This window comes from Streptomyces sp. NPDC043996 (genome assembly GCF_056435225.1).
Genome location: NZ_JBWKEY010000017.1, coordinates 204,682 through 228,947, shown reverse-complemented (window position 1 = coordinate 228,947; position 24,266 = coordinate 204,682). Strand labels below are relative to the sequence as shown.

Below are 24,266 nucleotides of genomic sequence, written 5' to 3'. Positions count from 1 at the left end.
GCCCTAGGACGGCCCGTCGGCTTAAGACGAAGGGACGTGGCGGGGTGCGTCCGGTGCGGGAGGCGTGGCGGCCCCGGTGCTTCCTAGCGTGGTGTCACCGGTCATCCGCGGCCGGTGACACGCGAGACGAGGGGACGGCTGCCATGCCTGTGGCGATCATTACGGGGGCTTCGAAGGGTCTGGGGCGGGCGCTGGGCGAGGCGCTCGCGGAGCGCGGCTGGGACCTGGTCCTGGACGCGCGCTCGGCGGCGGTGCTCCAGGAGACGGCGCGCGAGCTGACCGGGCGCGGCGGCCGGGTGCGCGCGCTGACCGGGAACGTGACCGACGCGGGGCACCGCGCGGACCTGGTGGCGGCGGCCCGGGCGTTCGGCGGCCTCGATCTGCTGGTGAACAACGCGAGCGCCCTCGGCGCCGAGCCGCTGTCCCGCCTGGACGCGCATCCACTGGACGGGATGCGGCAGGCCCTGGAGACCAATGTGGTGGCGGCCCTTGGGCTCATCCAGGAGGCGCTGCCGCTGTTGCGTGCCGCGCGCGCGGGCGCGGTGGTGAACCTGAGCTCCGACGCGGCCGCGGAGGCGTACGAGACGTGGGGCGGGTACGGGGCGTCGAAGGCGGCGCTCGACCAGCTGTCGGCGGTGCTCGCGCAGGAGGAGCGGGGACTGCGGGTGTGGTCCGTCGACCCGGGAGACATGCGTACGGACCTCTATCAGGCGGCGGTGCCGACGGACGACGAGTCGGGGCGGCCGCTTCCCCGGACGATGGTGCCCGCCTTCCTGCGGCTGCTGGACGAGCGCCCGGCGAGCGGGCGGTACGCGGCCCCCGGCCTCCTGGAGGCGTCATGACGGCCGTGGTGCGGGTGCCGGAGGGGCGGCACGCGGCGCTGCCGGTGGAGCAGCGTCGGCGGGGTCTTCGCCGGGACTCGGTGCGGCTGCTCGTGTCCCGCGGCACGGCGGTGTCCCACCACGCCTTCGCGGAGCTGCCGGAGCTGCTGCGGGCGGGCGACCTGCTCGTGGTGAACACCTCGCCGACGCTGGCCGCGGCGGTGGACGGGCTGCTCGGGCACGCGCGCGTGGTGGTGCACTTCTCGACGCTCGGCGCGGACGGGCGCTGGGCGGTGGAGTTGCGGGATCCGGATGGGCGGGGCACCACGCGTGCGCGTGCGGGCGGGCCGGAGGGGACGGCGGTGGAGCTGCCCGGGGGCGCGCGTCTCGTTCAGGAGGAGCCGCTGAGCGCGGACGGCGCGCGGCTGTGGTGGGCGCGGGTGTCCGCCGATGTGCCCCGGCTGCTCGCCCGCCACGGGCGTCCCATTCGTTACTCCTATACAGAGAGGGATCAGCCGCTGTCCGTCTACCAGACCGTGTTCGCGCTGCCGTCGGCCGACGGGGCTGGCAGCGCGGAGATGCCGAGCGCGGCGCGTCCGTTCACCGCGCGCCTGGTGGCACGGCTCGTGAGCCGGGGTGTGCAGTTCGCTCCGGTCCGGCTGGACACGGGGGTCGCGTCGCCGGAGGCGCATGAGCCGCCGTACCCGGAGCGCTTCGAGGTGCCCGCGGCGTCGGCCCGGCTGATCAACGCCGTGCGGGCGGGCGGCGGCGCGGTCATCGCGGTGGGGACGACGGCCGTGCGGGCCGTGGAGTCGGCGGCCGGGCCCGGCGGTGTGGTGCGGGCGGCGGCGGGGCGCACGGACCTCGTGGTGACGCCGGAGCGCGGGGTGCGGGTCGTGGACGGGCTGCTCACCGGGCTGCACGAGCCGGAGGCCTCGCACCTGCTGATGCTCGCGGCGGTCGCGGGGCGGGCGGCCGTGGAGCGGGGTTATGCCGAGGCGGTACGCCGTCTCTATCTGTGGCACGAGTTCGGCGACGTCCACCTCATCCTGCGGGATGACAACGCTCACTGAGCGCATTGCTGTCGCAACTGCTGGTGAGACTGTTACGCGTCCGATGTGAGCCCGCGCATAGGACGCACATCACGTACGAAGCTCGCTAGTGGACGGATCGGCCCCGTAAAGGAGGGCTAAGCAACGGCATCGGAGCCCCTGACGCACCCCCTGATCCACTATCCAGGATCGTACGTCGCTCCTTTGCCACAGAATTTTGCGCCCGCTAAGAATTGCTCCCGTCGCTCGGCGCCGCGGTCCTCGCACCGCGGCGTTTCGCCGGAAGCAACCTGTCCCCGCCGGCGTCAGGGCGACCTCCCGATACGAAGAGGTCCCTGAAGCATGTCCAAGCACGCCCCCTCTGGTCATAGTCGCTCGACCCTGACCAAGGCCCAGAAGTTCTCGATCGCCGGTGTCGCCACGCTCGGTGCCGCCGCCCTCGCCTTCTCCATCGTGCCGGGCAGCTCCCAGTCCGAGGCCACCGGGACCGAGGCACTCGGCGCGCACGCCGCCGCCTGGTCGGTGCCCGCCAAGACGCAGGCCGCCTTCCACGAGAACGTGAGCAAGCAGCAGGCCAACGCCGACAAGCGGGTCAAGGACGCCGCCGCGAAGAAGAAGGCCGAGGACGAGGCCGCGGCGAAGAAGAAGGCCGACGAGGAGCGCGCGAAGAAGGAGGCCGCGAGCCGCGCGGCCGCGCGCAAGCCGGTCTACGCCAACAACCTCGACGGCTGGATCCGCCAGTCCCTCGACATCATGAAGGCCAAGGGCATCCCCGGCTCCTACGAGGGCCTGCACCGCAACATCATGCGCGAGTCGACGGGCAACCCGAATGCCGTCAACGGCTGGGACGTCAACGCCCAGAACGGCACCCCGTCGATCGGCCTGCTCCAGGTCATCCAGCCGACGTTCAGCGCGTACCACGTCGAGGGCACCTCGACGAACATCTACGACCCGGTCGCCAACATCACCGCCGCCGCCAACTACGCGGCCAACCGGTACGGCTCGATCGACAACGTCAACGGCGCCTACTGAGCCGTCGCCCACCGGAGCCGGACCTCTCCGGGCGAGGCGAGCTCAGACGCCGAAGGGCGGCACCCCCACGGGGGTGCCGCCCTTCTTCGCGTGCGCGTCCGACGCGCCGCGCGGTGCTACTTGCGCATGACCTCCGGCTCGTGGCGGCGCAGGAAGCGGGCCACGAGGAAGCCGCAGAACGCGCCGAGGGCGAGCAGGGCGGCCATGTCCATGAGGTAGGCGCCCCCCTCGTGGTCCCACAGCGGGTCGGTGCTGCCCGGGTCGTCCGGGTTGGGGCTGATCCGGTTGAAGTCCAGCGTGCTGCCCGCGGCGGCCACCGCCCAGCGCGACGGCATCAGGTACGAGAACTCGTTGACGCCGACCGTGCCGTGCAGGATGAACAGACAGCCCGTGAACACGACCTGGATGATCGCGAACATGACCAGCAGCGGCATGGTCTTCTCGGCGGTCTTCACCAGCGCGGAGATGATCAGGCCGAACATCATCGAGGTGAAGCCCAGGGCCATGATCGGCAGGGAGAGTTCGAGCAGCACCTGGCTACCGAGGACCAGGCCCTTCTCCGGGATCTCGCGGGTGGAGAAGCCGATCGCGCCGACCAGGGCGCCCTGCAGCACGGTGATCATGCCGAGGACGATGACCTTGGACATCAGATACGCCGAGCGCGACAGGCCGGTCGCGCGCTCCCGCTCGTAGATCACCCGTTCCTTGATCAGCTCACGCACGGAGTTCGCGGCGCCCGCGAAGCAGGCGCCGACCGCGAGGATCAGGAGCACCGTCGTGGCCGTGCCATTCGGGATGATCTTGCCGGTCTGCGGGTTGACGTTCGGCAGCAGGCCCTTGTCCGGGTCGATGAGCAGGCTCACCGCGCCGAGCACCGCGGGCAGGATCAGCATCAGCGCCATGAAGCCCTTGTCGGACGCGATGACCGACACATAGCGGCGGATCAGCGTGATCAGCTGGGAGCCCCAGCCCTGCGGCTTGGGCGGCCTGATCGCCTGCGGCGGCGGCATGTGTACGGACTGCGCGGCGACGGCGTCGATGTCCGCGGCGTACATCTGGTAGTGCTGCGAGCCCTTCCAGCGGCCCGCCCAGTCGTAGTCGCGGTAGTTCTCGAAGGCGGAGAAGACATCGGCCCAGGTGGTGTAGCCGAAGAAGTTCAGGGCCTCCTCGGGCGGGCCGAAGTACGCCACCGCGCCGCCCGGCGCCATCACCAGGAGCTTGTCGCACAGGGCGAGCTCCGCCACGGAGTGCGTGACGACGAGGACCGTGCGGCCGTCGTCGGCGAGCCCGCGCAGGAGCTGCATGACGTCGCGGTCCATGCCCGGGTCGAGGCCCGACGTGGGCTCGTCCAGGAAGATCAGCGACGGCTTGGTGAGCAGCTCCAGGGCGACCGAGACGCGCTTGCGCTGGCCACCGGAGAGGGAGGTGACCTTCTTGTCCTTGTGGATGTCGAGCTTCAGCTCGCGCAGGACCTCGCCTATGCGCTGCTGGCGCTCCTGGTTGCTGGTGTCGGCGGGGAAGCGGAGCTTGGCCGCGTACGTGAGCGCCTTGTTGACGGTCAGCTCCTTGTGCAGGATGTCGTCCTGCGGGACCAGACCGATGCGCTGGCGCAGCTCGGCGAACTGCTTGTACAGGTTCCGGTTGTCGTAGAGGACGTCGCCCTGGTTGGCGGGCCGGTAGCCGGTCAGCGCCTTGAGCAGGGTGGACTTGCCGGAGCCCGAGGGGCCGATGACCGCGATCAGCGACTTCTCCGGGACGCCGAAGGAGACGTCCTTGAGGATGTCCTTGCCCCCGTCGACCGTGACGGTCAGGTGGCGCGCGGAGAAGGAGACGTCACCGGTGTCGACGAACTCCTCGAGGCGGTCGCCGACGAGGCGGAACGTGGAGTGGCCGACGCCCACGATGTCGTTCGGGCCGATCAGGACCGTGGACGACTTCGCGATCGGCATGCCGTTGACGTACGTGCCGTTGTGCGAGCCGAGGTCGCGCAGCTCGAAGCGGCCGTCGGGCGTCGAGGTGAATTCGGCGTGGTGCCGCGAGACCTGGAGGTCGGAGACCACCAGCTCGTTCTCCAGGGCGCGGCCGATGCGCATCTTTCGGCCAAGCGCCAGCTGGTGGAACGTGGTCGGGCTGCGGTCGCCGTAGACCGGCGGGGCCCCCGCCGCGCCACCGGATCCCATGCCCGCGCCCGGGCCCTGCTGCGGCGGCACCTGTGCGTGCTGCGGCTGCGGCGCCTGCTGCTGCGGCGCCTGCTGCCAGGCCTGCTGCTGCGGCATCTGCTGCTGGTACTGCGGCGCCTGGTGCTGCGGCTGCGCGGCCCAGCCCGGGGCCTCCTGCTGGCCGAGACCTGCCTGGCCAGGAGCCTGCTGCGGCGGCGCGTGCTGCGCCTGCTGCTGCGCGCCCGGCGCGGACATGGCAGCGGCGGCGGCGCCGGGCGCGCCGCCGGAGAGGACAAGCCTCGGACCGTCGGTCGCGTTGCCCAGATGGACGGCCGACCCGGGGCCGATGTCCATCTGGTGGATCCGCTGCCCCTGCACGAACGTGCCGTTGGTGGAGCCGTGGTCCTCGATGACCCAGCTCCGGCCGCTCCAGCTGATCGTCGCGTGCCGCCAGGAGACCCTGGCGTCGTCGAGCGCGATCTCACCCTGCGGATCGCGCCCGAGGGTGTATGTCCGGGACGAATCAAGCGTCCAGGACCTGCCATTCAATTCCAGTACGAGTTCCGGCACTCCATGCCCCACTGAGTTGTCCCCCGAGTTGCCCCCATCATGGGGAGTCTAGGGATGTCGAACATCGGGAGGAACTATTTCAGGCGGAGGGCTCTGACCGAAAGTCGGGCCTTGTGAAGACTGCGTACGGGCCACTATGACTGCCCCGTTGACGGGGCAGATATCGCCTCGGAAAGTGGTAAGGGCTCTCAGCGAGTACGGATCGCGAACATGCCGCGCATAACGTCCAAGTCGCCCATACCGGCGATGTCGGCGATGCCGCCCATGTGACGCCGTGCGCGCGCCGGGAGCGACGCGCTGCGAGCTCGGGGGGTCGGATGGGGACCGACGGGTACAAGGACGCGCGGCGGAGCGTGCCCTGGGGGGACGTGCTGCTCTCCGCGCTCGCCGCGGTCAGCTGGGCGTTGATCGGCATGGCGGGCACGGCCGCACTTGGTCTGCACCTTCTCGGCGCGGATGCCGCCGGGTCGCTCGGACCGATGACGGCGGCGGCGATCGCCCTCGGCGTCGGCGGCTCCGTCACCCCTTCCGGTGATGTCTCCGCCTTCGGTCTGCGAGGGGCCGAGGCGACCACGGCCATCGACGTCGCGCCGCTGGGCGTCGGCCTCGTCGGAGCGGTCCTTCTCGCGTACTTCTTTTTACGCTCCCTGCGCGGTGCGGGAGTTGTGATCTCACCCGCCGAACTCCTGGCACGCGTGGCCGCGGTGATCACTCTGTTCGTCGCCATGCTCGGCGGCCTCGCCTGGGCGGGTCACGACGTCATCACGATCGACGGCGAACAGCTGGGCATCGACAAAGGAATTGACAAGGGAATCGACAAAGGCATCGACGGCGTTCCCGACGGCATCGCGGACAAGATTCCCGACGGCCTCAAGGACATCGGCGGCATCGGGGACATCGGCGGCCTCCTGCCCGACCGGCTGCGCGACCTCGTCGAGGCGAAGGCCGCCGTCGGCTTCACCGTCGACACCGGTGCCACGCTGCTCGGTGGCTTGATCTGGGCGGTCTGCGTCCTGCTCATCGCGCTGCTCGCCTCCCGCAGGACGCCGCTGCCGCCCGGCTTCGACGCCGTGCACCGCGTGCTGCGGCCCGCCGCCTCCGCGCTCGTCGCGGTCGTGCTGATGGCCGTGGTGGCGGGGTTCGCGGCGGCGGTGTACGCGGCGATCGGCGACGACCACCCGAAGCGGGTCATGGGCGGCGCGCTCCTCGGCACCCCGAACGGCGTGTTCCTCGGCCTGCCCGTCGGCCTCTTCGTGCCGTACGACGGCCAGGCGTCCGGCGCCCTGACCCGCTTCCTGCCGGACCCGGTCGACGACCTCCTGAGCGGCGACTCCGACAAGCCCCTGACCCTGGACCGACTCGCCGAACTCGACGGCCGGGTGTGGCTGCTTGGGGTGGCGGCGGCCGTGATGATGCTGTTCGCCGGGGTGCTGACGGCGGTACGCAGTCCGCTGGCGCGGGCAGCCGCCGAGGTACGGGAAGGACGCGGCGGCGCGGGCTTCGTCGGGCGCTGCGCCCTGACGCTCGGGGCGGTCACGGCGGTGGCGCTGCCCCTGATGACCTGGCTGACCGGCGTTTCGGCGGACGCCTCCCTGTCCGTCCTCGGCTTCGACGCCTTCGGGGCGGGCCTCGAACTGCACGGCAACCTGGCGCTGGCCGCGGTCCTCGGGGCGGCCTGGGGAGCCGGGGCCGGAGCGGCCGGAGCGCTGCTAGCCCGGGCAACCGGAGCGGCGGGCCGGGGGGTCGCGGAGCTGGCCCTCGGCGCGGGGGCGCCAGAAGCGCCGGACGCGGAGGCGCTCGCCACGCAGGGTGCGGGTCCCTACCGGCAGAGCACGCCGTACCGACCACCACGACCGGAGACGAATCCGTACCTGCGGGTGCCGGAGGAACTACGGGGGCGTGACGGGGCGCCTCGGGGTGGTGGGGGGTCGGCGGGGGCGCCGGGGGCGGGGGGAAGGCCAGCGCGGCCGCCCGGTGCGGGCGGGGGATCGCCGGTGAGCGGGGCGCCCACGGTGGCCGGCCCGGCGGCTCCCCCGCCGGGCGGGCCCAAGCGGGGCCGCCGTCCCGGCGGGGGTGACTGGCCCCCGCCGCCCCCGCCTCCGCCTCCACCGGAGCCGGGCCCACCGAGGCGCAGGCGCTGACACTGCGGGCTGGCGCTGTCGCGCGGGTGGGTGGGGCCTGAGGGTGTGTCCACGTCCGGGGGGGGGGAGCGTGTGGCTGGGGGTGCCTCCCTGCTTTCCCCGGGGAGGAGGGCTGCGCCGCTCGATAGAGAGTGCACGGGTGGGCGGGTGGGCAGCCCGCCGCGGAGCGGCGAAGAAGGGCCACACCACCCGACGGACAGCACACAGGCAGCCGGGCAGCCAACCCCGCCGCGGAGCGGCGAAGAAGCGGGCCCGCCACGGGCAGCCGCGGGCCCCCAGCCGAGCGGCGCCCCCACACCCCGCCCCCCGGAGGGCAACCGCCCACACCACCCCGGCGCCAGCATGAAGGGCAAGGGGGCAGCGGACGGCCCGCACGGGACCGGGGCGTGAACAGGTGCGGGCAACGATGTCCGGCACCCGGACACCCCCACCATCCGCATGGCCCCGCCAGCTACCGTGGGGATCACCATGAGTGCCTCCACGCCCACCGCGCCCCCCGGCACCCCCACGCCGGCCGGCGCCGCCGCTGACCTCCCCACACTCCTCGTCAAGATCTTCGGCAAGGACCGCCCGGGCATCACCGCCGGACTCTTCGACACGCTCGCCGCGTACGCCGTGGACGTCGTCGACATCGAGCAGGTCGTGACCCGGGGCCGGATAGTGCTGTGTGCACTGGTCACCGAGCCCCCGGCCGGTCTCGAAGGGGATCTGCGGTCCACCGTCCACTCGTGGGCGGACTCCATGAAGCTGCAGGCCGAGATCATCTCGGGCCACGGCGACAACCGCCCCCGCGGCCTCGGCCGGTCCCTGGTGACCGTGCTCGGGCACCCGCTGACCGCCGAGTCGACCGCCGCGATCGCCGCCAGCATCACCGCCACCGGCGGCAACATCGACCGTATCTTCCGGCTCGCCAAGTACCCGGTCACCGCCGTGGAGTTCGCGGTGTCCGGCACCGAGACCGAGCCGCTGCGCACCGCGCTCGCCCTTGAGGCCGCCGCGCTCGGGGTCGACGTCGCGGTCGTCGCCGCGGGCCTGCACCGCCGCGCGCAGCGTCTGGTCGTGATGGACGTCGACTCGACGCTGATCCAGGACGAGGTGATCGAGCTCTTCGCCGCGCACGCCGGGTGCGAGGAGCGGGTCGCGGAGGTCACGGCGGCCGCGATGCGCGGCGAGTTGGACTTCGAGCAGTCGCTGCACGCGCGGGTGGCGCTCCTGGAAGGGCTCGACGCCTCGGTGGTGGACAAGGTCCGCTCGGAGGTCCGGCTCACGCCCGGCGCGCGCACGCTGATCCGTACGCTCAAGCGCCTCGGCTATCAAGTCGGTGTGGTATCGGGCGGTTTCACCCAGGTGACGGACGATCTGAAGGAACGTCTCGGCTTGGACTTCGCCCACGCCAACACACTGGAGATCGTCGACGGCAGGCTCACCGGCAAGGTGACCGGCGAGGTCGTGGACCGCGCGGGCAAGGCCCGGCTGCTGCGCCGGTTCGCGCACGAGGCGGGCGTTCCGCTGGAGCAGACCGTCGCGATCGGCGACGGCGCGAACGACCTGGACATGCTGAACGCGGCGGGCCTCGGCGTGGCCTTCAACGCCAAGCCGATGGTGCGGGAGGCCGCCCACACGGCGGTGAACGTGCCGTTCCTCGACACCGTGCTCTATCTGCTCGGCATCACCCGCGAAGAGGTCGAGGCCGCGGATACGCACCTGGATCACGAGCCCGCGTAATCCCGGCCGACCGACGGCGTTCGGGGTTCGGGCCCGGCACCCCTCGGTGCCGGGCCCCGTTCATGGGCCGGGCGGCGGTGGCGCTACTCCGACGGCGCCCAGTAGTCCACCAGGGTCGCCGTGCCCGGTTCGAGGGCCTTCCACGATCCGGTGTACGTCAGGACGGCGAACGCCGAGGTCGGGAAGCCGCGGCGGTTCATCCGGACCTGGGCGTCGCCCTCGGCCTCCCCGGCCAGGACGTCGGCGACGCCGTGGACGCCGGGGTTGTGGCCGATGAGGATCAGGTCGCGCACGTCGTCCGGGGTTTCGTTGAGCACGGCGATCAGCTCGCCGGGGGAGGCTTCATAGACCCGGTCGTCATACACCGTCCGGGGCCGCTGCGGCAGTTCCTGAACGGCGAGCTTCCAGGTCTCGCGGGTCCTGGTGGCGGTCGAGCACAGGGCCAGGTCGAAGGCGATTCCGGTCTCGGCGAGTTTGCGGCCTGCCACGGGGGCGTCCTTGCGGCCTCGCTCGGCGAGCGGGCGCTCGTGGTCGGACACCTGGGGCCAGTCGGCCTTCGCATGCCGGAAAAGGACAATCCTGCGGGGTTCTGCGACGCTCATGCGTCCCAGCTTCGCACGAAACACGCCATCGGGCGCAGGGAGTTGACCGGCTCCCCCGCCAGGGGTGACCGGGCTTTCACCGGGTGTCTTCTGGGGTCCCCGGCCAGGAGGGGGGCTCCTCGGGGGTCTCTCACGCCATCGGTGACGATCTTCCGCGCGGTGCCGGGCCGCGTCCGGACGGTGGGGTCAGAAGGCGGCGAACAGGGCCTTGACGCGCTCCAGGATGTGGCTGATGACGGGCTCGCTGCCCGTGCTCGCCGCGTGTGCGTCCGCCGGGTTCAATATCAGCAGGAGCAGGGCCGCGAAGGCGACCGCGGGCAGGGCGATGGCCCACCAGGGGAGCTGGATCTCGACGGCGGCTTGTTCCGCCCGGTCCGCCGGGTCGCGTCGGGTCTGCGCACGGGCCGACATGCCGCCTCCAAGGTCCTTCGAGTGCCCCCGTGGCCGCGTCCTCGCGGCCACATCTCGAAGGTACGGATCCGGCGCCCCGCCGCCCATCCGGTGATCCACCCACTTAACCCTGACACTGACCCCCTAGGGGATAGGGGGGCTAGCACCACCATCCGGCTCCTGAGAGCCTGCCTTCTGAGGGCCGGTCAGGGCGGGTGAGGGCCGGTCAGGGCGAGTGAGGGCCGGTCAGGGCGAGGCCACGGTGGCGATGATGCCGATGATCACGGTGATGGCCAGCATCGCGCCGAGCACGATGAGCAACTTCTTCTGGCCGTTCTGGGGGTTCGGGTCAAGCACTGGCATGCCGCCAGTCTCGCACCCGCCGCACCGGTGGCCGCCCTCGGGGTCGTACGGCCCCGGGGGCGGCCACCGGAGTCAGGCCGCCGCCCTGGCCGCGACCTCGTCCTCGATCGTGCGGTTCCGTCCCGCGAACGTGCCGACGACGATCTGCGGCACCATCAGGCCCGCCATGAGCGCGAGCGGCAGGCCCCAGCCGCCGCTGTGCTGATAGAGCACGCCGACCAGGAGCGGCCCTGGGATCGAGATCAGATAGCCGGTGCTCTGCGCGAACGCGGACAGTTTGGCCACGCCCGCGCTGCTCTTGGCGCGCATGCCGACCATCGTGAGGGCGAGCGGGAAGGCGCAGTTGGAGATGCCGCACAGCAGCGCCCAGGCCCAGGCGCCGCCCGCCGGGGCGACGTACAGGCCCGCGTATCCGGCGAGACCGCACGCGCCCAGGAAGACCACGACGGGGCCCTGGTGGGACAGCCGGGTCGCCACGCGCGGGATCACGAAGGCGAGCGGCACGCCCATGGCCATCGTGACGGCCAGCAGCACCCCGGCCTCGCCCGCGGGCACACCCGCGTCCCGGAAGATCTGCGGCAGCCAGCCCATGGTGATGTAGGCGGCGGTGGCCTGGAGCCCGAAGAAGCACGCGAGGGCCCATGCCGTGCGGCTGTGGGTGATGCGCAGCGCGGCGTCCTCCTGGCGCACGGCGGCCGGGACCCGCTCGGTGGCCGCCGCCTCCGCGCCGTGTGCGCGCACCAGGGGCAGCCACGGCAGGACGGCGACGACCGCGAGCGCCGCCCAGACCGCGAGGCCGGTGCGCCAGCTGCCGCCGAGGGCGTCGGTCAGGGGCACCGTGACGGCCGCGGCGAGGGAGGTGCCGAGCGCCAGGGCCATCGAGTACAGGCCGGTCATCGAGCCGACCCGGTCCGGGAACCAGCGCTTGACGATCACGGGCATGAGGACGTTGCTCACGGCGATGCCCATGAGGGCGAACGCGGTGGCGATCAGGAACCCGGCGGTGCCGCCCACGAAGGGACGTATCAGCAGGCCCGTGGCGATCGCGGCCATCCCCGCGCACACCACGGCGGTCGGCCCGAAGCGCCGGGCGAGGCGCGGCGCCTGGCTGCCGAAGAGCGCGAAGCACAGCGGCGGCACGGAGGTGAGCAGGCCCGCGAGGGTGCCGCTCATGCCGAGGCCGTCGCGCACCTCTTCCAGGAGCGCGCCGAGGCTGGTGATGGCGGGCCGGAGGTTGACGGCCGCGAGGACGATGCCGACGACGAGGAGGCGTGTGGCCCACGCGCGCGTGGCGGCCGTTCCACCCGCCTCGACCCGCGCGCGTTTGGCGCCGTGCGCCCCTTCGGCCCCGCTCGCTCCCACGGGTTCCGCGGCACCTCCCGCGACCGCGCCCGCCTCCCCCGCGGTGCGGACGGCTGGGGGCCGGGGCGTCATCGTCACGCGTGTCGTATCGGCTTCCTCACTGACCATGGCGCCATCATAGAATCATAGGATGATTGGCTGTCCACTCTTTAACCAAGGCCTCGACGAAGGAACGCCATGCCGCTGAGCACCCCGCGCCGCTCCGCGCTGTCCGAGCAGGTCATCGCCGCGCTGCGCAACCAGATCTCGTCGGGCGAGTGGCCGGTCGGCTCCCGCATCCCCACCGAGCCGGAGCTCGTCGAGCAGCTCGGCGTGGCCAGGAACACGGTCCGGGAGGCCGTCCGGGCGCTCGCCCACAACGGCCTGCTCGACATCCGGCAGGGCTCGGGCACCTATGTGGTCGCGACCAGCGAACTGGCGGGCGTGATGCAGCGCAGGTTCGCCGACGCCAGCCCCCGGCACATCGCGGAGCTGCGCGCCACGCTGGAGTCGAGCGCGGCGAAGCTCGCCGCCGAACGGCGCACCGAGCGGGACCTGAAGCAGCTGGACGCGCTGCTCGCGCGCCGCGAGGAGGCTTGGGAGTCGGGCGACGCCGAGGCGTTCGTGGCGGCGGACGCGACGCTGCACATGGCGGTGGTGGCCGCGTCCCACAACGACGTCCTGACGGCCCTGTACGCGGACCTGGGCGAGGTCCTGCGGGACTGGCTGCGGGAGGACATCGGCACGGAGCTGACGCCGGAGGCCCACATGGACCACGGCCGCCTGGTCGAGGCGATCCGCGCGGGCGACGCGGACGCGGCGGCGGCCGAGGCGGCCAGCTATCCGTACCTGTGCCACCCGGAGCGGCTCGGCGCGGGCTGACCGCCCCCGCTCACCGCTGGTGGCTGATCCACACCGAGCGGACCTCCTTCCAGCAGCGGCCGGTGAGCCGCACCGTCATGGCGGCCCCGGCCGCGACCGGGCGGCTGTCGCTGTCGATGTCCCACCAGCGGTCGCACTCGACGTGCAGCCGCACCCGGTCGGTCTCGGGGTAGGGGTTGTGGCAGTACGCGACGACATGGGGGCCGGCGACGCTGCTGCGGCACTCCGCGCCGAACGGCCGGTCCTCCGCCGCCGGTCGCGGACCCCCCTCCCCCGCTCCCGGCGCGCGGCGCGCGGCGGCGTGGGACACGGTGTCGTACGGCGACGGCAGGGTGATCAGGAGGGCGAGGGCGGCGAGCGCCGCACCAGGTGACCAGCGCACACTCCAGGGTGCGCGGCCCGGCCCCGGGCCCGCCCGGCCAGACGGGCCGAACGGGCGACGCCCCGCCCCCGCGCTGCGGGAACGGGGCGTCGGCACCGTACAGACAAGCCGTACGGACAAGCCGTGCGGACGAACCGTGGAACGGTGCGGGTCAGGCACCCATCATGTGCACGCCGCCGTCGACGTGGATGATCTCGCCGGTGGTCTTCGGGAAGAAGTCCGACAGCAGGGCGACGATGCCGCGGCCCGCGGGCTCCGGGTCGGCCATGTCCCACTGGAGCGGGGAACGGCTGTCCCAGACCTTGGCGAGCTCGCCGAAGCCCGGGATGGACTTGGCGGCCATCGAGCCGATCGGGCCCGCGGAGATGAGGTTGCAGCGGACGTTCCGCGCGCCCAGGTCCCGCGCCACATAGCGGCTGGTGGCCTCCAGGGCGGCCTTGGCCGGGCCCATCCAGTCGTACTGCGGCCAGGCGAACTGCGCGTCGAAGGTGAGCCCGACGACCGAGCCGCCCTCCTCCGGCATCAGCGGCAGGCAGGCCATGGTCAGCGACTTCAGGGAGTACGCCGAGACGTGCATGGCGGTGGCCACCGACTCGAACGGCGTGTTCAGGAAGTTGCCGCCGAGCGCGTCCTGCGGGGCGAAGCCGATGGAGTGCACGACGCCGTCGAGGCCGCCGAGCTCCTCGCGCACCAGGCCCTCAAGGCGGCCCAGGTGCTCCTCGTTGGTCACGTCGAGCTCGATGACCTTGGCGGGCTTGGGGAGCTTCTTGGCGATGCGCTCGGTGAGCGTGGGCCGCGGGAAAGCGGTCAGGATGACCTCGGCACCCTGCTCCTGCGCGACCTTGGCCGCGTGGAAGGCGATGGAGGACTCCATCAGCACTCCCGTGATCAGGATCCGCTTGCCGTCGAGAATTCCGCTCATGGTGATCAGTGACCCATGCCCAATCCGCCGTCAACGGGGATGACGGCTCCAGTGATGTACGAAGCGTCGTCCGAGGAGAGGAAGCGCACCGCGGCGGCGATCTCCTCGGGCTGCGCGTAGCGGCCGAGCGGCACCTGCGAAACGATCTTCGCACGCTGCTCGTCCGTGAGCACCTGCGTCATGTCGGTGTCGACGAAGCCGGGCGCCACGACGTTGAAGGTGATGTTGCGCGACCCGAGCTCCCGGGCGAGCGAGCGCGCGAAGCCGACGAGGCCGGCCTTGGACGCGGCGTAGTTCGCCTGGCCCGCCGAGCCGAGCAGGCCGACGACGGAGGAGATGAGGACGACGCGGCCCTTCTTGGCGCGCAGCATGCCGCGGTTGGCCCGCTTCACGACGCGGAAGGTGCCGGTGAGGTTGGTGTCGAGGACGGAGGTGAACTCCTCCTCGGACATGCGCATAAGCAGCTGGTCCTTGGTGATGCCCGCGTTCGCGACGAGGACCTCGACCGGACCGTGCTTCTCCTCGACCTCCTTGTAGGCCTGCTCCACCTGCTCGGCGTCGGTGATGTCGCACTTGACGGCGAGGACTCCGGCGGCGGTGAGCTCCTGGGGCGGCTCACCCGAGCGGTAGGTGATCGCGACCTTGTCGCCGGCGTCGGCGAAAGCGCGGGCGATGGCGAGGCCGATGCCCCGGTTTCCTCCGGTGACGAGAACCGAGCGGCTCAACGGATCACCCTTCTCCTTGACGGTGTGGTCACTCGAAAACCTATCGGTCCCGCGCCTGATCCGGAGAATCGGCGACCGACAGTGGCGCAGATGACTCGCTGTTGGATCCCTACAGAAAGATGTGGCCGAGTGACCGGTCCACACGCGATGATCGGACCTGACCGGTGCCCGGGGGAGGCCGTGGGCCGGCACCCGGCTCCGGCGCACCGGAGCCGACCGCTGATGACAGCAGGGAGACCTTCCGTGCCTCATTCCATCGATGAAGCCTTCACGGCGCTGCCGCTGAGGGCCCTCGCCGACGCCGCGCTGGCCCGCGCGCGGGCGCTGGGCGCCGAGCACGCGGACTTCCGCCTGGAGCGGGTGCGCAGCGCCGCGTGGCGGCTGCGGGACGCCCGGCCCGCCGCGTCGTCCGACACCACGGACCTGGGGTACGCGGTGCGCGTGGTGCACGGCGGCACCTGGGGCTTCGCCTCCGGCGTCGACCTGACGATGGACGCGGCGGCCCGCGTCGCGTCCCAGGCCGTCGCGATGGCGAAGCTGTCGGCACAGGTCATCAAGGCCGCCGGGTCCGACGAGCGGGTTCAACTCGCGGACGAGCCGGTGCACGCGGACCGGACGTGGGTCTCGGCGTACGAGACCGATCCGTTCTCCGTGCCGGACGCGGAGAAGACGGCGCTGCTCGCGGACTGGAGCGGGCGGCTGCTCGCCGCCGACGGCGTCTCGCACGTGGACGCCTCGCTGCTCACCGTGCACGAGAACAAGTTCTACGCGGACACCGCGGGCACGGTCACCACGCAGCAGCGCGTGCGGCTGCACCCGCAGCTGACGGCGCACGCCGTGGACGAGTCGAGCGGGGAGTTCGACTCCATGCGCACCCTCGCGCCCCCCGCGGGCCGCGGCTGGGAGTACCTCACCGGCACCGGCTGGGACTGGGACGCGGAGCTCGCCCGGATGCCGGAGCTGCTGGCCGAGAAGATGCGGGCCCCGAGCGTCGAGCCCGGCCAGTACGACCTGGTGGTCGACCCCTCGAACCTGTGGCTGACGATCCACGAGTCGATCGGCCACGCCACGGAGCTGGACCGCGCGCTCGGCTACGAGGCGGCGTACGCGGGCACCTCGTTCGCGACCTTCGACCAGCTCGGCAAGCTCACCTACGGCTCGTCCCTGATGAACGTGACGGGCGACCGGACCGCCGAGCACGGCCTCGCGACCATCGGGTACGACGACGAGGGCGTCGCCGCGCAGTCCTGGGACCTGGTCAAGGACGGCAAGCTCGTCGGCTACCAGCTGGACCGGCGCATCGCCCGCCTCACCGGCTTCGAGCGCTCCAACGGCTGCGCGTACGCCGACTCCCCCGCCCACGTCCCGGTGCAGCGCATGGCCAACGTCTCGCTCGAGCCGGACCCGGCGGGCCTGTCCACCGAGGACCTGATCAGCGGCGTCGAGCGCGGCATCTACGTGGTCGGTGACCGCTCCTGGTCCATCGACATGCAGCGGTACAACTTCCAGTTCACCGGGCAGCGGTTCTTCAGGATCGAGAACGGGCGGCTCGCGGGCCAGCTGCGCGATGTCGCCTACCAGGCGACGACCACCGACTTCTGGGGCTCGATGACGGCCGTCGGCGGCCCGCAGACGTACGTCCTCGGCGGCGCCTTCAACTGCGGCAAGGCCCAGCCTGGCCAGGTCGCGGCGGTCTCCCACGGCTGCCCCTCCGCCCTGTTCCAGAGCGTCAACATCCTTAACACCACGCAGGAGGCCGGGCGATGAGCGCGCGTACGAGCAAGCCGCACGAGATCGTCGAGCGGGCCCTTGAGCTGTCCACCGCCGACGGCTGCGTGGTGATCGCCGACGAGGAGTCGAGCGCGAACCTGCGCTGGGCGGGCAACGCCCTGACCACCAACGGCGTCACCCGGGGCCGCACCCTCACCGTCATCGCCACCGTCGACGGCACCCGGGGCACCGCATCGGGCGTGGTGTCCCGCTCGGCGGTCACGGCCGACGAGCTGGAGCCCCTGGTGCGCGCCGCCGAGGCCGCCGCGCGCGGTGCCGGGCCCGCCGAGGACGCCCAGCCCCTGGTCACGGGTGCCCCGGCCGCGCCGGACTTCACGGACGCGCCCGCCGAGACCTCCTCGGCGGTGTTCGCCGACTTCGCGCCCGCGCTCGGCGAGGCCTTCGCCCGCGCCAAGGCGGGCGGCCGCGAGCTGTACGGCTTCGCCAACCACGAGCTGACCTCGACGTACCTCGGTACGTCGACGGGGCTGCGGCTGCGCCACGACCAGCCGAGCGGCACCCTGGAGCTGAACGCGAAGTCACCGGACCGCACCCGCTCGGCGTGGGCGGGCCGCTCCACCCGCGACTTCAAGGACGTGGACCCGGCCGCCCTCGACGAGGACCTCGCCCGGCGCCTGGCCTGGGCCGAGCGGCGCGTGGAGCTGCCCGCGGGGCGGTACGAGACGCTGCTGCCGCCGACGGCCGTGGCGGACCTGCTGATCTACCAGCTGTGGTCGTCGGCCGCCCGGGACGCCGCCGAGGGCCGCACCGTGTTCTCCAAGCCGGGCGGCGGCACCCGCGTCGGCGAGCGCCTCGCCGAGCTGCCGCTGACGCTGCGCAGCGACCCGAACGAGCCGGGGCTCGAAGCGGCGCCGTTCGTGATCGCGCACGCCTCCGGGGACGACGCGTCGGCCTTCGACAACGGCCTGCCGCTCGGGCCCGTCGACTGGGTGCGCGACGGCGAGCTGAAGCGCCTGCTCACCACCCGGCACAGCGCGGCCCTGACGGGCCTGCCGGTGGCCCCGGCGGTCGACAACCTCATCCTGGAGGGCGGCTCGGACCGCTCCCTGGACGAGATGGTCGCCGCCACCGAGCGCGGCCTGCTCCTTACCTGCCTGTGGTACATCCGCGAGGTCGACCCGGCGACGCTGCTGCTCACGGGCCTGACCAGGGACGGCGTCTATCTGGTGGAGAACGGCGAGGTGGTGGGCGAGGTGAACAACTTCCGGTTCAACGAGTCCCCCGTGGACCTGCTGTCGCGGGCCAGCGAGGCGGGCCGCACCCAGAAGACGCTGCCGCGCGAGTGGGGCGACTACTTCACCCGGGCGGCCATGCCCGCGCTGCGGGTGCCGGACTTCAATATGAGTTCGGTCAGCCAGGGCGTATAACCTCGTAGACCGCACCCCTGGGGTGCCCCGAGCCCGTACCCGGCGCCCTTGAGGTGCCCGTACTGATCATTCCCGATCATTCCCGAGTCATTTCCGAGGAGACAAGAGACCGTGACGGACATCGTCGACGAGCTGAAGTGGCGGGGGCTGTTCTCCCAGTCCACCGACGAAGACGCCCTGCGCAAGGCGCTCGCGGACGGTCCCGTCACGTTCTATTGCGGCTTCGACCCGACCGCGGCCAGCCTGCACGTCGGGCATCTGGTGCAGGTCCTGACCGTGCGCCGGCTGCAGCTCGCGGGGCATCGCCCGCTGGCCCTGGTGGGCGGCGCCACCGGTCAGATCGGCGACCCGCGCCCGACGGCCGAGCGCACCCTGAACGACCCGGAGACGGTCGCGAACTGGGTGACCCGGCTGCGGTCCCAGATCGAGCCGTTCCTGTCCTTCGAGGGCGAGAACGCCGCGGTCATGGTGAACAACCTGGACTGGACCGCGGGGATGTCCGCGATCGAGTTCCTGCGGGACATCGGCAAGCACTTCCGCGTGAACAAGATGCTCACCAAGGAGTCGGTGGCCCGCCGCCTGGAGTCGCAGGAGGGCATCAGCTACACCGAGTTCAGCTACCAGCTGCTGCAGGGCATGGACTTCCTGGAGCTGTACCGCCGCCACGGCTGTGTGCTCCAGACCGGCGGCTCCGACCAGTGGGGCAACCTCACGGCGGGCATCGACCTGATCCACCGCCTGGAGCCGGAGGCGGCGGTGCACGCCATCGCCACGCCGCTGATGACGAAGGCGGACGGCACCAAGTTCGGCAAGACCGAGGGCGGCGCCGTCTGGCTCGACCCGGAGATGACCACGCCGTACGCGTTCTACCAGTTCTGGCTGAACGTGGACGACCGGGACATCACCCGCTACCTGCGCATCCTGTCCTTCAAGTCCCGCGAGGAGCTCGAGGACCTGGAGCGGCAGACCGAGGAGCGGCCGCAGGCGCGGGCCGCGCAGCGCGCGCTCGCCGAGGAGCTGACGACGCTGGTGCACGGCGCCGACCAGTGCGCGGCCGTGATCGCCGCGTCGAAGGCGCTCTTCGGCCAGGGCGAGCTGACGGGCCTGGACGCGGCGACGCTGGCCGCGGCCCTCTCGGAGCTGGAGCGCGTCGAGGTCGCCGAGCCCGGCCCGGTCGTGGACCTGTTCGCGGAGGTCGGCCTGGTGGCGAGCAAGTCGGCCGCCCGGCGCACGGTCAAGGAGGGCGGCGCCTACGTGAACAACGTGAAGGTCACCGCCGAGGACGCCGTCTGGGCCCGCGAGGAGCTGCTGCACGGGCGCTGGCTGGTGCTGCGCCGCGGCAAGAAGAACCTGGCCGCGGTGGAGGTCACCGGCTGACCCGGTGAGCGCACGCGTGTGAGGGGCCGGTCCGCGAGGACCGGCCCCTCATGCCTGCGAGGCGTGCGCCTTGTGCGCCTCAGGTCGTCTGTCTGTCGCCCTTGACCGCCTTGTACAGCATGTCGCCGACCGCCACGACCACCAGCGCGGCGCCGAGCTGGAGCGCGTGCCGGCCCCAGTCGATGCCCTTGGTCTCGTCGATGCCGAAGCCGGCGGCCATCCAGTTTCCGAGTACGCCGCCGATGATGCCGAACACGGTCGTCAGCCAGAGCGGACTGTGCTGCTTCCCCGGCAGAATCGCCTTGGCGAGTAGGCCAAGGACGAAGCCCACGATGATCGCCCACAACCAGCCCATAGCTGCCTCCTCAGACGGCTCGACATGAGCATTACGCTCAGTGTCGGTCCATCCGTCATACGGCGCATGTCGGGCGCCGCCATACGTGGCGCGGCGCACCGAAGACCAGGAGCGGAGGCCGGACCCGGTCTACGCGGCTGCGCAGGCGCGGCGTAACGTGGTGAAGTGTCCAGGCCGGGGAGAGTCTGGCGATACGGGCAGGCGGTGGAATGTGATGCGGAAGCAGAGCGGCGCCCAGGTCTTCCGGATCACAGGGGCCAGGCAGGGCCTCGCGGAAGACGTGCGCGGCCGGCAGCGGCGGTATGTGATCTCGATGTCCGTCCGCACTGTTTCGGTCATTGCCGCCGCGGTGCTCTGGAACGTGGAACGGCACGTCGCGCTCGTCGCGCTGGTGCTCGGAGTGCTCCTGCCGTACGTCTCCGTGGTGATCGCCAACGCGGGCCGGGAGAACGTGCCGTCGCTCCCGTCAACCTTCGTACCGGCGCCGTCGCGGCCGATGCTGGCCTCGGGGCCGCCCGGTGGCGGGCCCGCGGAACCCGTCGCGGAAGACGCCGCCGGGTTCGCCCGCGAGGAGCCGGTGGCACGGTCACGCGAACAGAGCTGACCGACTACGTTACGCCAAGCTCAAGAAAACCTCAGATCAATCATGCAGTTCCGGTGCCAGGCGGCCGGTTCCCCGTGACATACTTCGTACGCGCTCCGCATCCCCCGTCGGAGCGACAGACCGACGCCGGGCAGCTCCCCCCGTGGCTGCTCGGCGTCGCCTTGTTTGGGATGACTTACGTGACCGACGAAACCCCCGTCTGCTCCGCCAAGGGCTGCCGTGCGGCCGCTGTGTGGGTGCTCGCGTGGAACAACCCGAAGCTGCACACTCCGGAGCGCCGCAAGACGTGGCTCGCCTGCGAGGAGCACCGTGAGCACCTGTCCCAGTTCCTGGGCGTGCGGGGATTCCTCAAGGACGTCGTGACGCTCGCGGAGTGGGACTCCGCGGGCGGCTCCGGGGACGCCCCGGCCGGTTAGGGCCGGGCTCGGGGGTCAGCCGCCGATCGCCGACATCGGGCGGTCGGGCTGGAGGAACGCCGGGTCGTCCAGACCGGAACCCGCCTTCTTGCCCCACATCGCGAGCTTCCAGATGCGGGCGATCTCGTCGTCCGTGCTGTCGTCCGCGCGCAGGGCGGCGCGCAGGTCGGTCTCCTCCGTGGCGAACAGACAGGTGCGGACCTGTCCGTCGGCGGTGAGCCGGGTGCGGTCGCAGGCCGCGCAGAAGGGGCGTGTGACGGAGGCGATGACGCCGACGCGGTGCGGGCCGCCGTCGACGATCCAGCGCTCGGCGGGCGCGGAGCCGCGCCGCTCGGAGCCCTCCTCGGTCAGCTCGAAGCGGGTGCGCAGCGAGGCCAGGATGTCACCGGCGGTGATCATTCCTTCGCGCTTCCAGCCGTGCTGGGCGTCCAGGGGCATCTGCTCGATGAAGCGCAGTTCGTACTCGTTCTCGACGGCCCAGGCCAGGAGGTCGGGGGCCTCGTCGTCGTTGAGGCCCGGCATCAGGACCGTGTTGACCTTCACCGGGGTCAGTCCCGCGGCGCGGGCCGCTTCGAGTCCTTCGAGGACGTCGCGGTGGCGGTCGCGGCGGGTGAGGGTCTTGAAGACGTCCGGGCGCAGGGTGTCCAGGGAGACGTTGACCCGGTCGAGGCCCGCGGCCTTGAGGGCCTCCGCGGTGCGCTTGAGGCCTATGCCGTTCGTCGTCAGGGACATCCGGGGGCGCGGCTCCAGGGCGGCGCAGCGCTCGACGATGCCGACGAGGCCGGGGCGGAGCAGCGGCTCGCCGCCGGTGAAGCGGATCTCTTCGATGCCGAGGCGGGTGACGGCGACGCGGACGAGCCGGACGATCTCGTCGTCGGTCAGGAGGTCGGGCTTGGCGAGCCACTGGAGGCCCTCTTCGGGCATGCAGTACGTGCACCGCAGATTGCACCGGTCAGTCAGGGAAACCCGCAGATCGGTGGCCACTCGGCCATACGTGTCGATGAGCACGCGGCCCCTCCCCGGTCCGGAACGGTCGTACATCCTTTGACCACGAGCCTACGTGACGTCACTGACATCGAGCGTGGCCGTTTCCACCAGGAGGGACGCGGCCGCGTCGTAGATCCCTACGACGCGGCCGCGCGGCGGTTTCGTTCCGGTCAGTGCGCCCCGGTGCCCGTCAGGGACCGCACCTCGAGCTCCGCGTACTTCTTGTCGTTCGGCTCCTCCTTGGACAGGACCGTGCCGAGCCAGCCGAGCAGGAAGCCCACCGGGATGGAGATGAGGCCCGGGTTCTCCAGCGGGAACCAGTGGAAGTCGACGCCCTTGAACATGGAGGTCTTCGCGTTGCCGGAGACCACCGGTGAGAAGAGGACGAGGACGACGGCCGTGGTGAGGCCTCCGTAGATCGACCAGAGCGCGCCCTGGGTGGTGAACCGCTTCCAGAACAGGCTGTAGAGGATCGTCGGCAGGTTCGCGGACGCGGCGACGGCGAAGGCGAGGGCCACCAGGCCCGCCACGTTCAGGTCGCGGGCGAGCGCGCCGAGGCCGATGGAGACCGCGCCGATGAACACGGTCGCCCAGCGGGCGGCCTTGACCTCCTCCTTCTCGCTGGCCTTGCCCTTCTTGATGACGTTGGCGTAGATGTCGTGCGCGAACGACGAGGACGAGGCGAGGGTGAGGCCCGCGACGACCGCGAGGATCGTGGCGAAGGCGACGGCGGAGATGACCGCGAGCAGGATGGCGCCCCAACTGGAGTCCTTGCCGCCCAGTTCCAGGGCGAGCAGGGGCGCGGCGGTGTTGCCCGCTGGGTTGGAGTCGGTGATCTCCTTGGGGGTGAGCAGCGCGGCGGCGCCGAAGCCCAGCGCGATCGTCATCAGGTAGAAGCCACCGATGATGCCGATGGCCCAGTTCACGGACTTCCGGGCGGCCTTGGCCGTCGGCACCGTGTAGAAGCGGATGAGGATGTGCGGCAGGCCCGCGGTGCCGAGCACCAGGGCGATGCCCAGCGAGATGAAGTCCAGCTTGGACGTGGCCGTCGCGCCGTACTTCAGGCCGGGCTCCAGGAACGGCGCGCCCTTGCCACTGTTCTCGGCGGCGCTGCCGAGCAGATCGGAGACGTTGAAGTCGAACTTGAGCAGCACCAGGAAGGTCAGCAGGAGCGCGCCCGCGATGAGCAGGACGGCCTTGACCATCTGCACCCAGGTGGTGCCCTTCATGCCGCCGATGGTGACGTACACGATCATCAGGACGCCGACGAGCGCGACGATGCCGACCTTGCCCGCGTCGCTGGTGATGCCGAGGAGCAGCGAGACGAGGACGCCCGCGCCCGCCATCTGCGCGAGCAGGTAGAAGATCGACACGACGATGGTGGAGGTGCCCGCGGCGGTGCGCACCGGGCGCTGGCGCATGCGGAAGGCGAGGACGTCGCCCATGGTGTAGCGCCCGGAGTTGCGCAGCGGCTCGGCGACCAGGAGCAGTGCCACCAGCCAGGCGACCAGGAAGCCGATGGAGTAGAGGAACCCGTCGTAGCCGAACAGGGCGATGGCGCCCGCGATGCCGAGGAAGGACGCGGCGGACATGTAGTCGCCGGACACGGCGAGGCCGTTCTGGAAGCCGGTGAACTGCCGTCCGCCGGCGTAGAAGTCGGCGGCGCTCTTGGTCTGGCGGCCCGCCCACACGGTGATGACGAGGGTGGCGACGACGAAGACCGCGAACAGTGTGATGATCAGCGGCCGGTGCTCGCTGGCCTCGCCCGCGGCGAGGAGGGCGGTGTGGGCCTCGGCGGTGGTGCCGAGGGTGCTGGGGGTGCTCACGCGCCTCCCTCCATCCGGGACTTGATGGCGTCGGCCCGCGGGTCGAGCTTGGCGGCGGCGTGCCGCGAGTACCACCAGGCGATCAGGAACGTCGTCAGGAACTGGGCGAGGCCGAGCACGAGGGCGACGTTGATGTTGCCGAACAGCTTGGTGCCCATGAAGTCACCGGCGTAGTTCGACAGGAGCACATAGAGGAGGTACCAGGCGATGAACGCGACGGTGAGCGGGAACGCGAACGAGCGGTAGGCGGTGCGCAGTTCGCCGAACTCCGGGCTCTGCTGGACCTCGGCGTACTCCTCGGCCGAGGGGGTCACGGGGGTGGGTTCGGTACCGCCCTGCTGGGGTGGCGGTGCGTCGGGGGCCACGGAGTCTCCTCGTGGTGCGGGGGTGGTGGGGACGGAGGCGGTGCGGTCCATGTGTTCTCGGGTTCCCAACT

General features: G+C 71.7%; 23 protein-coding genes. 11 read left to right on the top strand and 12 right to left on the bottom strand.

Annotated elements, in window-relative coordinates; genetic code table 11:
* The first annotated feature begins 143 nt into the window (after positions 1–143).
* The 3 genes from AC07A4_RS36070 (at position 144) to AC07A4_RS36060 (ending at position 2,905) form a co-directional block, all read left to right on the top strand.
* Positions 144–842: an SDR family NAD(P)-dependent oxidoreductase gene (locus tag AC07A4_RS36070; protein WP_478607286.1), complete on the top strand. Its 699-nt coding sequence runs from the start codon at positions 144–146 to the stop codon at positions 840–842.
* Positions 839–1,894: an S-adenosylmethionine:tRNA ribosyltransferase-isomerase gene (locus AC07A4_RS36065; RefSeq protein ID WP_478607283.1), complete on the top strand. Its 1,056-nt coding sequence runs from the start codon at positions 839–841 to the stop codon at positions 1,892–1,894. Before AC07A4_RS36070 ends, AC07A4_RS36065 begins: the two co-directional genes overlap by 4 nt.
* Positions 1,895–2,215: 321 nt before the next feature.
* Positions 2,216–2,905 carry a transglycosylase SLT domain-containing protein gene (locus AC07A4_RS36060; protein ID WP_478607280.1) on the top strand — a complete coding sequence of 230 codons (690 nt, stop codon included), beginning with the start codon at positions 2,216–2,218 and terminating at the stop codon, positions 2,903–2,905.
* A 116-nt stretch (positions 2,906–3,021) separates the two neighbouring features.
* On the opposite strand, the gene AC07A4_RS36055 is transcribed toward AC07A4_RS36060, so the two are convergent.
* Positions 3,022–5,634, bottom strand: a complete 2,613-nt coding sequence (locus AC07A4_RS36055) for an ABC transporter ATP-binding protein/permease (RefSeq protein WP_478607278.1) — start codon at positions 5,632–5,634, stop codon at positions 3,022–3,024.
* Positions 5,635–5,951: 317 nt separating this feature from the next.
* Here AC07A4_RS36055 and AC07A4_RS36050 point away from each other — a divergent pair, with 317 nt between their 5' ends.
* On the top strand, positions 5,952–7,775 hold the full coding sequence (locus tag AC07A4_RS36050) for a streptophobe family protein (protein ID WP_478607276.1): 1,824 nt from the start codon (positions 5,952–5,954) through the stop codon (positions 7,773–7,775).
* Between the two features lie 468 nt (positions 7,776–8,243).
* The gene (serB, locus tag AC07A4_RS36045; RefSeq protein ID WP_478607273.1) at positions 8,244–9,500 is read left to right on the top strand and encodes a phosphoserine phosphatase SerB; all 1,257 of its coding nucleotides are present in this window, start codon (positions 8,244–8,246) and stop codon (positions 9,498–9,500) included.
* Between the two features lie 83 nt (positions 9,501–9,583).
* On the opposite strand, the gene AC07A4_RS36040 is transcribed toward serB, so the two are convergent.
* From AC07A4_RS36040 to AC07A4_RS36025, 4 genes are all read right to left on the bottom strand, one after another.
* A complete protein-coding gene (locus AC07A4_RS36040; protein WP_478607270.1) occupies positions 9,584–10,102 on the bottom strand; it encodes a SixA phosphatase family protein in 519 nt (172 codons plus the stop codon).
* Positions 10,103–10,288: 186 nt separating this feature from the next.
* The gene (locus AC07A4_RS36035; RefSeq protein ID WP_478607267.1) at positions 10,289–10,513 is read right to left on the bottom strand and encodes a hypothetical protein; all 225 of its coding nucleotides are present in this window, start codon (positions 10,511–10,513) and stop codon (positions 10,289–10,291) included.
* A gap of 225 nt (positions 10,514–10,738) precedes the next feature.
* Positions 10,739–10,855, bottom strand: coding sequence for an SGM_5486 family transporter-associated protein (locus tag AC07A4_RS36030; RefSeq protein ID WP_478607264.1), 117 nt, complete (start codon positions 10,853–10,855; stop codon positions 10,739–10,741).
* A 72-nt stretch (positions 10,856–10,927) separates the two neighbouring features.
* Complete coding sequence (locus tag AC07A4_RS36025) at positions 10,928–12,325, bottom strand: CynX/NimT family MFS transporter (protein ID WP_478607261.1); 1,398 nt, start codon at positions 12,323–12,325, stop codon at positions 10,928–10,930.
* A 69-nt stretch (positions 12,326–12,394) separates the two neighbouring features.
* On the opposite strand from AC07A4_RS36025, the gene AC07A4_RS36020 reads away from it, so the two are divergent.
* Positions 12,395–13,078: a FadR/GntR family transcriptional regulator gene (locus AC07A4_RS36020; protein ID WP_478607258.1), complete on the top strand. Its 684-nt coding sequence runs from the start codon at positions 12,395–12,397 to the stop codon at positions 13,076–13,078.
* 10 nt (positions 13,079–13,088) lie between these two features.
* On the opposite strand, the gene AC07A4_RS36015 is transcribed toward AC07A4_RS36020, so the two are convergent.
* The 3 genes from AC07A4_RS36015 to fabG form a co-directional block, all read right to left on the bottom strand.
* Positions 13,089–13,460 carry a hypothetical protein gene (locus AC07A4_RS36015; protein ID WP_478607255.1) on the bottom strand — a complete coding sequence of 124 codons (372 nt, stop codon included), beginning with the start codon at positions 13,458–13,460 and terminating at the stop codon, positions 13,089–13,091.
* Between the two features lie 151 nt (positions 13,461–13,611).
* Positions 13,612–14,382: an enoyl-ACP reductase FabI gene (gene fabI, locus AC07A4_RS36010; RefSeq protein WP_478607252.1), complete on the bottom strand. Its 771-nt coding sequence runs from the start codon at positions 14,380–14,382 to the stop codon at positions 13,612–13,614.
* Between the two features lie 5 nt (positions 14,383–14,387).
* A complete protein-coding gene (gene fabG / locus AC07A4_RS36005) occupies positions 14,388–15,107 on the bottom strand; it encodes a 3-oxoacyl-[acyl-carrier-protein] reductase (protein WP_478607249.1) in 720 nt (239 codons plus the stop codon).
* A 243-nt stretch (positions 15,108–15,350) separates the two neighbouring features.
* Here fabG and AC07A4_RS36000 point away from each other — a divergent pair, with 243 nt between their 5' ends.
* From AC07A4_RS36000 to tyrS, 3 genes are all read left to right on the top strand, one after another.
* The gene (locus tag AC07A4_RS36000; protein WP_478607246.1) at positions 15,351–16,874 is read left to right on the top strand and encodes a TldD/PmbA family protein; all 1,524 of its coding nucleotides are present in this window, start codon (positions 15,351–15,353) and stop codon (positions 16,872–16,874) included.
* The gene (locus tag AC07A4_RS35995; RefSeq protein WP_478607243.1) at positions 16,871–18,265 is read left to right on the top strand and encodes a metallopeptidase TldD-related protein; all 1,395 of its coding nucleotides are present in this window, start codon (positions 16,871–16,873) and stop codon (positions 18,263–18,265) included. The genes AC07A4_RS36000 and AC07A4_RS35995 overlap by 4 nt, the downstream gene beginning before the upstream one ends.
* Before the next feature lie 111 nt (positions 18,266–18,376).
* A complete protein-coding gene (tyrS, locus tag AC07A4_RS35990; RefSeq protein WP_478607240.1) occupies positions 18,377–19,642 on the top strand; it encodes a tyrosine--tRNA ligase in 1,266 nt (421 codons plus the stop codon).
* A gap of 79 nt (positions 19,643–19,721) precedes the next feature.
* On the opposite strand, the gene AC07A4_RS35985 is transcribed toward tyrS, so the two are convergent.
* A complete protein-coding gene (locus AC07A4_RS35985; protein WP_478607237.1) occupies positions 19,722–19,997 on the bottom strand; it encodes a GlsB/YeaQ/YmgE family stress response membrane protein in 276 nt (91 codons plus the stop codon).
* Between the two features lie 214 nt (positions 19,998–20,211).
* Between AC07A4_RS35985 and AC07A4_RS35980 the strand changes: the two genes are divergently transcribed.
* Both AC07A4_RS35980 and AC07A4_RS35975 read left to right on the top strand, forming a co-directional pair.
* On the top strand, positions 20,212–20,601 hold the full coding sequence (locus tag AC07A4_RS35980) for a DUF3099 domain-containing protein (protein WP_478607234.1): 390 nt from the start codon (positions 20,212–20,214) through the stop codon (positions 20,599–20,601).
* Positions 20,602–20,780: 179 nt separating this feature from the next.
* Positions 20,781–21,017 (top strand): hypothetical protein, encoded by a 237-nt coding sequence (locus tag AC07A4_RS35975; protein WP_478607231.1) that lies wholly within the window; start codon positions 20,781–20,783, stop codon positions 21,015–21,017.
* Between the two features lie 15 nt (positions 21,018–21,032).
* On the opposite strand, the gene moaA is transcribed toward AC07A4_RS35975, so the two are convergent.
* From moaA to AC07A4_RS35960, 3 genes are all read right to left on the bottom strand, one after another.
* On the bottom strand, positions 21,033–22,025 hold the full coding sequence (moaA, locus tag AC07A4_RS35970) for a GTP 3',8-cyclase MoaA (RefSeq protein WP_478607228.1): 993 nt from the start codon (positions 22,023–22,025) through the stop codon (positions 21,033–21,035).
* A 149-nt stretch (positions 22,026–22,174) separates the two neighbouring features.
* Positions 22,175–23,830 carry a solute symporter family protein gene (locus AC07A4_RS35965; RefSeq protein WP_478607225.1) on the bottom strand — a complete coding sequence of 552 codons (1,656 nt, stop codon included), beginning with the start codon at positions 23,828–23,830 and terminating at the stop codon, positions 22,175–22,177.
* Positions 23,827–24,195 (bottom strand): DUF485 domain-containing protein, encoded by a 369-nt coding sequence (locus AC07A4_RS35960; protein WP_478607222.1) that lies wholly within the window; start codon positions 24,193–24,195, stop codon positions 23,827–23,829. Before AC07A4_RS35960 ends, AC07A4_RS35965 begins: the two co-directional genes overlap by 4 nt.
* Positions 24,196–24,266: the final 71 nt, after the last annotated feature.